Below are 11,922 nucleotides of genomic sequence, written 5' to 3' on the forward strand. Positions count from 1 at the left end.
GGCCATAGCGCCGGATGCTGCCCACAGGACGGTCCGGCTCTGGCATCAGCCCTTTGCGCTGATAGAACCTGATGGTCTCGACGTTCACACCGGCCGCTTTCGCGAGATCTCCGATCGTCATGCTGCCGTCGGACTGTGAAGGGGTATGGGTCATGGCGCTTGACTCTGTACTTTGGTACGGAAGTAAGCTTATCGCATGTCTACAACATCTACCGACCACCCGGGCCAGACCACTGGCGGCGGCAAGGCCCTGATTGCTGGTGGTATTTCGGCGCTGCTCGCCTCCGCCTGCTGCCTGGGCCCCCTGGTGCTGATCATGCTGGGCATCTCCGGGGCCTGGATCGGCTCTCTGACGCTGCTGGAGCCTTATCAACCGTGGTTCATGGGGGCGGCGGCGATTGCCTTGGTGGTTGCAGGACGCCGGATATGGCGCCCTGCGGTAGCGTGCGATGTGGGCCAGGTCTGTGAGCGCCCCATGGTCAACCGGTCCTACAAGGTGCTGTTCCTGCTGGTAGTCCTACTACTGGGAATTTCATTGGCGTTCCCCTGGATCGCCCACTGGTTCTACTGAATGAAGGGTTCTGCAATGAAACGATGGATCATCCCTGCGGCGGCAATGCTACTCATCGGGCCGAGCTGGGCGGCCCAGCAGAGTGCGGTCCTCTCGGTGCCAGGGATGAACTGCCCGACCTGCCCAATCACCGTCAAATTGGCGTTGACCCGGATCGATGGGGTCATCGACGTCAAGTCCAACCTGCCCAAGCGGGAAACCACAGTGGTGTTTGACAGTGCCAAGGTGAAGGTTGAGGCCCTGACCAGTGCGACCAAGAACGCCGGATTCCCGTCCACTGTTGTGTCTGTAAACCCATGAGCGATGTCATCCTGACCTCTGTCTTCACCTGCCCCGAGTGCGGTCATATGAAGACCGAAGAGATGCCCACCGATGCCTGCCAATGGTTCTATGAGTGCGAAGGGTGCCACGCCGTCTTGCGCCCGAAGGCCGGTGACTGCTGTGTGTTCTGCTCGTACGGATCCGTTCCCTGCCCACCAATCCAGATCGGTGGTGAAGCTGGTTGCTGTAAACCCGCGGCTTGATCTCTTGCTAAGCTATCTGTGAGCGGCCCATGTCAAGATGGGATAACCGGACGCATACCGTTTACCTGCCGAGGCCTCCGAGATTCAAGCGCACGTTGTCTGTGATTTCACAATGGTCTCTGAAGGGTTGAACAGTCCCTTGAGCATCGACAAAACGGTGGAAACCCCTGACGCATTCAAGGCAAGTATGTGTCCAACACAGTCGCCCCGAGGCGTTAAACCGGGTGTTGCTTCAGCCTACAAGTTCATACCTTCTGCATCGTGCGCCGCGGCATCGATTTTCACCTTGCCCCTGACGATGACCTCCCTCGCGGTTTCGCCGCGCATCCAGCAGTCCACCATGTCCGCCCATACCTGCATAAGGACCCGCCGAGGCCCGGAAAATCGAGCATGGTTGTAGGCGGCAGCGACTTGGTCCTTTTTCTGGTGGGCCAGGCAGGCTTCGACCAAGGCCTCCGGGAAGAGCGCGTCGTTGAGCCGTGACGAGAATGTTCGGCGCAGATCGTGCACTGAGACCGGCAGAAACAGATCCTGACTGGGTGTTCGATCCTTGTTGATCCGATCCACCGAAGCGGCGATCGTCCGGTTCAGCGTTGCCTGGCTGATCGGCTCGGCGGAGTCATACCGGCTTGGATGGAGAAAGTTGCTCGACGGGAAGCAGGTTCGAAGCGTTGTCAGGATGTCCAGGGCCTGCTCTCCCAAATACACCGTGTGCGGCTTGCCAGCCTTCATCCTCTCAGCTGGGATCAGCCACTGTGCCCGTTCCCAGTCCACTTCCGCCCAAGTAGCTCCGATGAACTCACCTTTGCGCACACCCGTCAGCAGCAAGAACCTGACTGCCAGCCGTAGTGTCGGCGCAGTGCCAGTCATCTCCAGACCGTCGAGCAACGTCTTGATTTCATGGCGGTTCAAGTTGCGCTCGCGCGGGACAAACGTCGCGTAGGCCTTCCGAGCGAGCGCTTCCGCCGGATTGGCGATATCGACGCCTTTGCCGTTGGCAAACCGGTAGACCTGCAACACGAGTTCCCTGGCGTGCACAGCCGGTCCTGGGCCTCGTTCAGTCTTGACGCGGTCGAGCAACTCACCCAGCGCGACCGGCTTGATCTCGTCGAGGTTCAGCTTCCCGAACGGACCGACCAGGATGCGGTCATAGATCGAACGCCGCAACGCCAGCGTGCTGTCGGCCAGCCGCTCGGCGCCGCTTTTGGCGTCGGACTTGAACTCGAAGTACCGTACCGCCCAGCGCCCAAAGCTCATGGCGTCTGCAACTTCATTGCGCCGCTCAACCTTGGCTCGAGCGGGAGATCGCCCGGAACTGACATCGACACGCGCCCGAGCCAGCAGCAGGCGCGCCTCTTCCAGCGTCACATCCATGCCGTAGGCAAGGTGAGATCGCTGGGCATGGCGGGCAACCGGTTCATGTCGTCCGATGGTCAGCGTCTCGCGTCGGCCGCTCAGTCGATAGTCGTAGCGGAAGGACCTGCTGCCACTGGGTGAGACGACGACGTAGAGACCATTGCCTCCGTCGCTGACCTTGTAGGCCCGCTCGCCCGGCAGTAGTTCTCGCAGTTTGGCTTCCGTCAAACCGTGGCGTGTTCTCGCGCTCGCCAGCCCAACCCGCGCCCGTTCCATCAAGGTGTTCATGAGATCTCCGATCCGTTGCTTGTCGCAGGACCGAGGTACCGTCATGGGGTCTGACGGTATCGCTGCAGGCCTGCCAGCTTAGGTGCCCGGATACCGTCAGGTCAACCGTCAGAACGCATGGGACGCCCTGGGATTCGATGGGACGCCGTGGGACGCTAAGTCATTGTCCCCACAGCAAAATCGGGTTTTCCTGGGATGTTCCGAAACACCTTGGGACGATCTTGACTCATTCCCACTCGATGGTTGCTGGCGGCTTGCTGCTCACGTCATAGGTCACGCGGTTGATGCCACGCACCTCGTTGATGATGCGGCTGCTGACCTTCTTGAGCAGCGCGTACGGCAGTTCGGCCCAGTCGGCGGTCATGAAATCGCTGGTCTGCACCGCGCGCAGCGCCACCACGTAGTCGTAGGTGCGGCCGTCGCCCATCACGCCCACGCTCTTGACGGGCAGGAACACGGTGAAGGCCTGGCTGGTCAGCTCGTACCAGCTCTTGCCACTGTGGTGGTCGATGGTCGAGCGCAGCTCTTCGATGAAGATGGCGTCGGCCCGGCGCAGCAGGTCGGCGTATTCCTTCTTCACCTCGCCCAGGATGCGCACGCCCAGACCAGGCCCCGGGAACGGGTGGCGGTAGACCATGTCGTGCGGAAGGCCCAGGGCCACGCCCAGTTCACGCACCTCGTCCTTGAACAGGTCGCGCAGCGGCTCCAGCAGCTTCAGGCCCAACTGCTCGGGCAGTCCGCCCACGTTGTGGTGGCTCTTGATGGTCACGGCCTTCTTGCTCTTGGCGCCGCCGGACTCGATCACGTCTGGATAAATTGTTCCTTGTGCCAACCACTTGGCGCCTTTTGTTGAAGCACCACTTGAAATGAGTTTGGCGGCCTCGGCCTTGAACACCTCGACAAACTCGCGGCCGATGATCTTGCGCTTGGCTTCCGGATCGCTCACCCCGGCCAGGTGGCCGAGGAACTGGCCCGCCGCGTCAACCCGGATGACCTTCGCGTGCAGCTTGCCGACAAACATGTCCATCACCATGTCGCCCTCGTGCAGGCGCAGCAGGCCATGGTCCACGAACACGCAGGTCAGCTGGTCGCCGATGGCCCGGTGGATCAGGGCGGCGGCCACCGACGAGTCCACGCCGCCAGACAGGCCGAGGATCACTTCCTCGTCGCCCACCTGCTCGCGGATCTTCTGCACGGCTTCCTCGATATGGTCGCGCATGATCCAGTCTGGGCGCGTGCCGCAGATTTCCAGCACGAAGCGCTCCAGCAGCGCCCTGCCCTGCACCGTGTGCGTCACCTCGGGGTGGAACTGCACCGCGTAGTAACCGCGGGACTCGTCGGCCATGCCGGCGATCGGGCAGGCGTCGGTGCTGGCCATGAGCTTGAAGCCCGGTGGCATTTCGGTCACCTTGTCGCCGTGGCTCATCCAGACCTTGAGCATGCCGTGGCCTTCGGGCGTGGTGAAGTCGGCGATGTCCTTGAGCAGGGCGGTGTGTCCACGGGCGCGGACCTCGGCGTAACCGAACTCGCGCGTCTTGCCCGCCTCGACCTTGCCGCCCAGCTGCTGGGCCATGGTCTGCATGCCGTAGCAGATGCCCAGCACCGGCACGCCCAGCTCGAACACCGCATCGGGGGCCTTGTCGTCCACCTCATAGACGCTGGCGTGGCTGCCCGAGAGGATCACGCCCTTGAGCTGGCCATCGGCGGCGAACTCGCGCACCCACTCGCTGCTGACGTCGCAGGGGTGAACTTCGCAGTACACGTGCGCTTCGCGCACGCGGCGTGCGATGAGCTGGGTGACCTGGGAACCGAAATCGAGAATGAGGATTTTCTGGTGCTGCATGGCGTTGAAATAGGCTGCAGGGAAAAGAAAAAGGCCGTCTCGATGGACGGCCTGAGGAGTAGGACCGGTCAGTCCGCGCGGTAGTTCGGCGCTTCCTTGGTGATCTGCACGTCGTGCACGTGGCTTTCGCGGATGCCGGCCGAAGTGATCTCGACAAACTCCGCCTTGGCGCGCATGTGTTCGATGGTCGGACAGCCGCAATAGCCCATGGAGGCGCGGATACCGCCGGCCATCTGGAAAATGATCGACACCACCGAGCCCTTGTAGGGCACGCGCCCTTCGATGCCTTCGGGCACCAGCTTGTCCGCATTGGGATTGCCCGTGCTGCTTTCCTGGAAGTAGCGGTCGGCGCTGCCCTGCTGCATGGCACCGATGGAGCCCATGCCGCGGTAGCTCTTGTAGCTGCGGCCCTGGAAAAGCACGATCTCGCCCGGCGCCTCTTCGGTGCCTGCGAACATTCCGCCCATCATCACGGTGTTGGCGCCGGCCGCAATGGCCTTGGCGATATCACCGCTGTAGCGGATGCCGCCATCGGCGATCATGGGCACACCGGTGGTCTGCAGCGCGGTGGCCACGTTGTCGATGGCCATGATCTGCGGCACGCCCACGCCGGCCACGATGCGGGTGGTGCAGATGGAGCCGGGGCCGATACCGACCTTGACGCCGTCAGCACCGGCTTCCACCAGCGCCAGCGCGGCGCTGCCGGTGGCGATGTTGCCGCCGATCACGTCCACCTGAGGGTAGTTCTGCTTGACCCAGCGCACGCGGTCGATCACACCCTTGCTGTGGCCATGGGCCGTGTCCACCACGATGGCGTCCACGCCTGCCTTGACCAGCGCTTCCACGCGTTCTTCGGTGCCTTCGCCAACCCCCACCGCAGCGCCCACGCGCAGTCGGCCGGCGGCGTCGCGCGCGGCGTTCGGGAAGTTCAGCTGCTTGGTGATGTCCTTGACGGTGATCAGGCCCTTGAGCTCAAAGGCGTCGTTCACCAGCAGCAGGCGCTCGAGCTTGTGCTTGTTCAACAGCGCTTTGGCCTGCTCCGGCGTGGTGCCTTCGGGCACGGTGATCAAGCGCTCTCGCGGCGTCATGATCTCGCTGACCGGCAGGTCGTAGCGGCTTTCAAAGCGCAGATCGCGGCCGGTGACGATACCAACCACCTTGCCTGCATCCACCACCGGGAAGCCAGACACCCCCAGGTCGTCGGACAGCTTCATGACCTGGCGCACGGTGGTCGAAGGGCTGATGACCACCGGGTCACGCAGCACGCCGGACTCGTAGCGCTTGACCTTGGCCACGTGGGCGGCCTGTTCCTGCGCCGAGAGGTTCTTGTGGACGATGCCGATGCCGCCTTCCTGGGCAATGGCGATGGCCAGCCGGGCCTCCGTCACGGTGTCCATGGCCGCAGAAACCAGGGGCAGGTTCAGGCGGATGTTGCGGGTGAACTGGGTGGCGAGAGAGGTGTCCTTGGGCAGGACCTGGGAGTACGCGGGGACGAGCAGAACGTCGTCGAAAGTGAGCGCTTTGCCGAGGAGGCGCATGAGGTAAAGCTCCAAAAACACGATTGTACCCGGCGTCCAACCGGGGGAGCAGCTGCCTCGCGAACGCCACCACATCGGGCCCCAAGCTCCGTCAAGCCGGCAAAAGTGCTACTTCGTCACCTGGCATTGGGCGTGTAGTGTGCGGCCGGAAGGCCCCGGGTTAAACTGGTTCGCATGCCTAGCCGTCACACACACACCTCTTTCTGGCGAGTTCTCGCATTCGCAGCCTCAGCCGCCCTGTTCAGTGGATCGACCTGGGCTCAGTGGGTCTGGGTGGACTCTTCCGGCAACAAGGTTTTCAGCGACACGGCACCGCCGCCTGGTACGCCCGAGAAGAGCATTCTTCGCACACCTGGAGCCGTGCGCCAGACCGGGCCTGCAATTCCAGCGCCGACCGGAACAGACCCCGCCGCAGCTGGCCAGCCCGCTGCGCAGTCAGCCGAGGTGCCGAAGGTGACTGGCCGCGACGAACAGCTGGAGGCAAAGAAGAAGCAGGCTGAAAAACAGGCCCAGGAGGCGGCACAGGCCAAAAAGAAGGCCGAGGACGACCGCATTGCTGCAGCCCGTGCCGGCAACTGCGAGCGAGCCAAGCGCGCCAAGGCCACGCTGGATTCAGGCGTGCGCATTGCCACCACCAATGCCAAGGGCGAGCGCGAAATCATGGACGACAAGGCGCGTGCGGCCGAACTGCAGCGCATCGACGGCGTCATCCGTTCGGATTGTGGCCCTGCGTCGGCATCTGCACAGAACGTCAACTGAGGCCCTTGACTGGCACCTGATCAGTAGCCGGCCTTGGAGTTGGGCCGCCGCTGGGCGAACAGCCCGGCGTTGCGTGAACCCTGACCGACGAAGCGCTCTCTGCGGGCCACCTTGGGATCGACCCTCAGGTCCCGGTACAGCTCGACGCGATCACCATCCCTGAGCACGCTTTCTGGTAAAGCCTTGTGGCCCCAGACCCCGCACGTCCACCTGTGCTCCTGCGGGCCGTCGATGTTCATCGACCAGCCGGCCATGGCCAGGGCCTCAGCGACAGACGTACCATCCGGAAGCTGCAGATGCAGCTCTTCCACCTTTCGGGGTTGGGGTGAACGAACCAGCACCACGGAAATCATGCGCCGTACACCTGGTCAGCGCGTTTGACAAATGCGTCCACGAGGCTGCCCGCGATCCGGTCGAATACAGGCCCCACCAAGGTGGCAAGGGCCTGGCTTGAAAAGCCATAGGTCAGCGTGAACTCGACCTTGCAGGCCCGCTGGCTGCCATCGCCCAGCGGCGTGAAGTTCCAGATCCCTTCCAGATGGGAGAAAGGACCATCCACCAGTTCCATCAGCACCTGCCGGTCATCGATGTGCTGATTGCGGGTGGTGAAGCTCTGCTTCAGACCGCTGAAGGCGATGCCGACGCGGGCCACCATGCCGTGTTCATCGCGCTCCATCACCTCGCTGTGATCGCACCATGGAAGGAACTGCGGGTAGTGCTGAACATCGGTGACCAGCGCAAACATCTCATGGGCGCTGTGCCAGAGCAGGACGGACTTCTGAATCGTTTTCATACAATCGGCGCCCATTGTATGGGTCGCCTGCGGCCCCATTTACCGCCCCATGTCCACCAAACCCAGCAAATCCGCAGCCAAGACCACCGACAGCCGCATCGCGGACAACAAGAAGGCCTTGTTCAACTACGCCATCGAGGAGCGCTTCGAGGCAGGAATGGTGCTGCAGGGTTGGGAGGTGAAAGCGCTGCGCGAGGGCAAGGTGCAACTCACCGACGGCTACGTGGTGATCCGGGAAGGCGAACTGTTCCTGATCGGCTGCCAGATCAACCCTCTGCGGACGGCGTCGACCCACGTCAGCCCGGACTCGGTGCGAACCAAGAAGCTGCTGCTGCACAAGGACCAGATCCGGCGACTGATCGGCAAGGTCGAGCAGAAGGGCCACACCCTGGTGCCGCTGAACCTGCACTGGAAGAGCGGCAAGGTGAAATGCGAGATCGCTCTGGCCAAAGGCAAGGCCGAGCACGACAAGCGCGACACCATCAAGGACCGCGAAGGCAAGCGGGAGGTCGAGCGGGCCATGAAACAGCGCCAGCGCTGAGCATCATCGAAGAAGGCCCCGGCGCGTGGCCTGATCGTTGCCGGGCGACGGTGCTCACCAACCCCAGAGCAGGCGCCTGGACACCCAGCCAGGCTGACCCTCGGCCCGTTCGACCTGAACCCAGTCGCGCCGTTTGCTGCGGGTCCGCAGCACTTCACCGTATTCCGCCTGGCCAATGATCGGGTGCCCCGTCCCCGGACCTTTCCGGATGTTGACGATCCGGGACTTGACCACGTGATGAGGCGTTCGCCCGGTCAGGGCTCGTGCAACCCAACCTTTGTCGTTCTCGAAGTCCTGAACCTCAAGCCAGCGCCCCTGGCGCCGCAGTACCTTGAGGGGGTAGCCCTTGTTGAGCACCCACAACACCTCGTGGCCCGTCCCTGGGCCCGAGCGCATGTTCACTTCCGCTCCATCGATGCTCACCAGCCGCTGCGCGTGGGCAACAGGACCGGGCAGAAGCCAGGCACCGACCACGATGGTCGCGGTGATGAATGCCCGGCCCGCCAGCGTCTGAATCATGCGAACTCTCCTTGTGTCAGGTATTGGGATAGGACAAGTCGGATCGTGGCGGCACCATGGCAGCAATGATGTCGCCCATCGAAAGGGTGCCCAGGTGGTGCCCTTTGCTGTTGACGACATTGGCAACCTCCCGCCCCTCAGCACTGAGCACACGGGCGACCTCCTCGATCACAGTACTGATGTCCACCGTCGGTCCTTCGACCGGTGTGTCGGGTCGCATCAAGGTCCTGCTGCGAATCACGCGGCCGCGGTTGACGTCCTTGACGAAGTTGGCGATGTAGTCGTCTGCCGGGTGCAGCACGATCTGCTGGCCTGTGCCCTGCTGCACCACCTCGCCGTCGCGCAGGATGGCGATGCGATCCCCCAGGCGCAAAGCCTCGTCAAGGTCGTGTGTGATGAACACGATGGTTTTGCCGATCTCCTGCTGGATGTCCAGAAGCACGCCCTGCATGTCGCTGCGGATCAGCGGGTCCAGCGCCGAGAACGCCTCATCCATCAGCAGGATGGGCGCATCGTTGGTGAGTGCCCTTGCAAGTCCCACGCGCTGCTGCATACCGCCCGAGAGCTGGTTCGGATAGCTGTCCTCGTAACCCTTGAGGCCGACACGCTCGATCCAGCGCTGCGCCCGTTCACGCCTGACCTTGCGCGCCACGCCCTGCACCTGCAGGCCGTACTCGGTGTTTTCCCGCACCGTCAGGTGTGGGAACAGCGCAAACTTCTGGAACACCATGGCGGTCTGCTCACGGCGGAACTGGCGCAGTCGCGCCGGGTTCATCTTGACCACATCCACGCTTTGATCGTTCACCTGCACCAACACCTCGCCGGTGGTCGGGTCGATCAGGCGGTTGATGTGGCGTATCAGCGTGGACTTGCCCGAGCCAGACAGGCCCATCACCACCTGAATTCCACCGGCAGGCATGTCGATGTGGATGTCGCGCAGACCCAGCACGTGACCATGCACATCGCGCAGTTCCTGCTTGCTCATGCCGCCGCGCACCGCGTCGATGAAGCGCTCCGGCGTGGGACCGAAGATCTTGTAAAGGCCACGGATGCTCACGCCCACCGCCGCATTGCCAGACGCAGCCGCTTGCTGGATGACGGGATCAGCCATGCACTACCTCCAGATGCTTCTGCAGACGCTTGCCGTAGGCTTGCGAGACGCGGTCGAAGATGATCGCGATCGCGACGATGGCCATGCCGTTGAGGATGCCCATCGTGAAGTACTGGTTGGAGATGGCCTTGAGCACCGGCTGGCCAAGGCCCTGCACACCGATCATCGAGGCGATGACCACCATCGACAGCGCGAGCATGATGGTCTGGTTGATGCCGGCCATGATGGTGGGCAGCGCCAGTGGCAGCTGCACCTGGCGCATCTTCTGCCAGGCCGACGAGCCAAAAGCGTCGGCCGCCTCCAGCAGGTCCTTGTCGACCAGCCGGATGCCCAGGTTGGTGAAGCGGATCACCGGTGCGACGGCGTAGATGACCACCGCGATCAGACCGGGCACACGGCCGATGCCCAGCAGCATGACCACCGGGATCAGGTACACAAAGCTGGGCATGGTCTGCATCACGTCCAGCGCCGGATTGACGATGCGCTGCATCCGATCCCATCTACTCATCAGGATACCGATGGGCAGGCCCACCACCAGCGCCACCACGGTGCTCACGAAGATCATCGAAATGGTCTTCATGGTGTCGTCCCACATGCCCAGCCAGCCGATGACCAACAGCGACAGAATGGCACCGAGAACGATTTTCCAGTTGCGCGAAGCCATCCAGGCGACCACGGCGATGACACCCACCACCACCGGCCAGGGTGTCTGGGTCAGCAGGCGCTCGGATGCGAGCAGGAACTGGCGCAGGGGTTCGAACAGTTGCTCCATGGCCTGGCCATGTTCGCGCGTGAATGCGCGAAAGGCACCATCGATAAAACGGCGCAAGGCAGACAGCTGTTCGGTACCCAGCGCGGGGAATCTATCAAGCCATGTCATGGCATCTCCTCCGGCAGGAATCAGGGAAACGGCCCGTCACTGGTGCGGGCCATCTGTTGTCTCGGCGTGTGATGCCTCAGAGCGCCGACTTCACTTTCTCTGCCACCTCGGGCGTTACCCAGGCGCCCCAGATCTCGGGCTGGGTCTTGAGGAAATGTGCTGCCCCGTCGGCCCCGGTGGCCTGCTGGTCGCTCATCCAGGCCAGCAGGCCATTGACCGTGTCGTTGCTCCAGCTGCGTTTGTTCAGGTAGTCCACAGCGGGACCGCCGGCTTTCTGGAAGCGGTCGGTGAGCACGGTGAACACCTCGGCGCGCGCCCAGTCGCTCTTCTTGGGGTTGTCGCACTCCGCCTTGGCATTGCAGGCTTCCCATGCCTCTTTGTCGTGTGGCACACCGGCGTCTAGCTTGACCATCTCGTACTTGCCCAGGATGGATGTGGGCGCCCAGTAGTACCCCAGCCAGCCCTGCTTGCGCTCATACGCCTTGGCGATCGAACCGTCCAGCCCTGCGGCCGAGCCGGTGTCCACCAGCAGGAAGCCCTTGTCGGCCGCGTCCCAGGCCTTGAACGCGTTGCCAGTGGTCAACTGGCAGTTCCAGCCCGAGGGGCAGTTGTGCACCGCGCCCTTCCGCTTGTTCTCGGCCGACGGAAACAGCTCCGGGTGCTTGAGGGCATCGTCGATGGTCTTGATGTCCGGATGGGCATCGGCCAGGTACTTCGGAATCCACCAGCCCTCGACGCCTCCATCCGCAAGCGATTTGGCGGCGTAGTGCAGCTTGCCTTCCTTCACCGCGGCGTCCAGCGGTTGGCGCACGGCGTTGATCCACGCTTCGGGTGCCACGTCGGGTTGCCCCTTCTCCATCATGGCGGTCAGCGTGGGCATGGTGTCACCCGGCACCAGTTCAACCTCGCAACCGTAGCCCTTGGACAGAATGATGTTGTCAATGTGGGCCAGTACCTCGGCCGACTGCCAGTTCATGTTGGCCACCGTGACCTTGCCGCAGACGGAGGTCTGTGCCACCTCGGGTGTGGCGGCTGGGGAAGGTGTTTCCTCTTTCTGGCCACATGCGCTCAGCGCCAGCGCGGCGGCGAGCAGGGACAGACGGGAAAGCGGGGGGATGCGCGACATGGTTTTCTCCAAGTTTCGAGTGGTGTTGTCCACCGACGCGGGGCGCCACTGGATGCGAAGTGCACACCCAACG

Annotated in this window: 15 protein-coding genes; 5 read left to right on the top strand and 10 right to left on the bottom strand. The window is 63.1% G+C overall.

The window, feature by feature from the left end; genetic code table 11:
* On the bottom strand, positions 1 to 154 hold a 154-nt coding region (locus BC358_RS05935; RefSeq protein ID WP_143434194.1), incomplete at its 3' end, for a MerR family DNA-binding transcriptional regulator.
* A gap of 42 nt (positions 155 to 196) precedes the next feature.
* Here BC358_RS05935 and merT point away from each other — a divergent pair.
* From merT to BC358_RS22275, 3 genes are read left to right on the top strand one after another with little or no spacing between them, the layout of a single operon-like run.
* Positions 197 to 571, top strand: coding sequence for a mercuric ion transporter MerT (gene merT, locus BC358_RS05940; protein WP_070401208.1), 375 nt, complete (start codon positions 197 to 199; stop codon positions 569 to 571).
* A gap of 15 nt (positions 572 to 586) precedes the next feature.
* On the top strand, positions 587 to 871 hold the full coding sequence (merP, locus tag BC358_RS05945) for a mercury resistance system periplasmic binding protein MerP (RefSeq protein ID WP_079364967.1): 285 nt from the start codon (positions 587 to 589) through the stop codon (positions 869 to 871).
* A complete protein-coding gene (locus BC358_RS22275; protein WP_079364968.1) occupies positions 868 to 1,095 on the top strand; it encodes a GDCCVxC domain-containing (seleno)protein in 228 nt (75 codons plus the stop codon). The genes merP and BC358_RS22275 overlap by 4 nt, the downstream gene beginning before the upstream one ends.
* A gap of 237 nt (positions 1,096 to 1,332) precedes the next feature.
* Here BC358_RS22275 and BC358_RS05955 read toward each other — a convergent pair whose 3' ends face one another.
* The 3 genes from BC358_RS05955 to guaB all read right to left on the bottom strand — a co-directional run bounded on the left by BC358_RS05955 (position 1,333) and on the right by guaB (position 6,120).
* Positions 1,333 to 2,739 (bottom strand): site-specific integrase, encoded by a 1,407-nt coding sequence (locus tag BC358_RS05955; RefSeq protein ID WP_241559593.1) that lies wholly within the window; start codon positions 2,737 to 2,739, stop codon positions 1,333 to 1,335.
* Between the two features lie 226 nt (positions 2,740 to 2,965).
* A complete protein-coding gene (gene guaA, locus BC358_RS05960) occupies positions 2,966 to 4,582 on the bottom strand; it encodes a glutamine-hydrolyzing GMP synthase (RefSeq protein ID WP_079365118.1) in 1,617 nt (538 codons plus the stop codon).
* A 68-nt stretch (positions 4,583 to 4,650) separates the two neighbouring features.
* A complete protein-coding gene (gene guaB, locus BC358_RS05965) occupies positions 4,651 to 6,120 on the bottom strand; it encodes an IMP dehydrogenase (protein ID WP_066159716.1) in 1,470 nt (489 codons plus the stop codon).
* 273 nt (positions 6,121 to 6,393) lie between these two features.
* Here guaB and BC358_RS05970 point away from each other — a divergent pair, with 273 nt between their 5' ends.
* Positions 6,394 to 6,879, top strand: coding sequence for a DUF4124 domain-containing protein (locus BC358_RS05970; RefSeq protein WP_256861434.1), 486 nt, complete (start codon positions 6,394 to 6,396; stop codon positions 6,877 to 6,879).
* Between the two features lie 20 nt (positions 6,880 to 6,899).
* Here the strand turns inward: BC358_RS05970 and BC358_RS05975 are convergent, their stop codons facing one another.
* Together BC358_RS05975 and BC358_RS05980 are read right to left on the bottom strand one after the other, a co-directional pair.
* Positions 6,900 to 7,232, bottom strand: a complete 333-nt coding sequence (locus BC358_RS05975) for an RnfH family protein (protein WP_079365119.1) — start codon at positions 7,230 to 7,232, stop codon at positions 6,900 to 6,902.
* A complete protein-coding gene (locus tag BC358_RS05980) occupies positions 7,229 to 7,672 on the bottom strand; it encodes a type II toxin-antitoxin system RatA family toxin (protein WP_066159711.1) in 444 nt (147 codons plus the stop codon). The genes BC358_RS05975 and BC358_RS05980 overlap by 4 nt, the downstream gene beginning before the upstream one ends.
* Before the next feature lie 49 nt (positions 7,673 to 7,721).
* Between BC358_RS05980 and smpB the strand changes: the two genes are divergently transcribed.
* Positions 7,722 to 8,213: an SsrA-binding protein SmpB gene (smpB, locus tag BC358_RS05985; RefSeq protein ID WP_066159709.1), complete on the top strand. Its 492-nt coding sequence runs from the start codon at positions 7,722 to 7,724 to the stop codon at positions 8,211 to 8,213.
* Between the two features lie 54 nt (positions 8,214 to 8,267).
* On the opposite strand, the gene BC358_RS05990 is transcribed toward smpB, so the two are convergent.
* The 4 genes from BC358_RS05990 to BC358_RS06005 form a co-directional block, all read right to left on the bottom strand.
* The gene (locus BC358_RS05990) at positions 8,268 to 8,732 is read right to left on the bottom strand and encodes an SH3 domain-containing protein (RefSeq protein ID WP_079365120.1); all 465 of its coding nucleotides are present in this window, start codon (positions 8,730 to 8,732) and stop codon (positions 8,268 to 8,270) included.
* A 16-nt stretch (positions 8,733 to 8,748) separates the two neighbouring features.
* Positions 8,749 to 9,843, bottom strand: a complete 1,095-nt coding sequence (locus BC358_RS05995; RefSeq protein ID WP_079365121.1) for a glycine betaine/L-proline ABC transporter ATP-binding protein — start codon at positions 9,841 to 9,843, stop codon at positions 8,749 to 8,751.
* Complete coding sequence (locus BC358_RS06000) at positions 9,836 to 10,723, bottom strand: proline/glycine betaine ABC transporter permease (RefSeq protein ID WP_079365122.1); 888 nt, start codon at positions 10,721 to 10,723, stop codon at positions 9,836 to 9,838. Before BC358_RS06000 ends, BC358_RS05995 begins: the two co-directional genes overlap by 8 nt.
* Positions 10,724 to 10,799: 76 nt before the next feature.
* Positions 10,800 to 11,849, bottom strand: coding sequence for an ABC transporter substrate-binding protein (locus tag BC358_RS06005; RefSeq protein ID WP_079365123.1), 1,050 nt, complete (start codon positions 11,847 to 11,849; stop codon positions 10,800 to 10,802).
* Positions 11,850 to 11,922: the final 73 nt, after the last annotated feature.

This window comes from Hydrogenophaga sp. H7 (assembly GCF_002025745.1).
Taxonomy (GTDB): Bacteria; Pseudomonadota; Gammaproteobacteria; order Burkholderiales; family Burkholderiaceae_C; genus Hydrogenophaga; species Hydrogenophaga pseudoflava.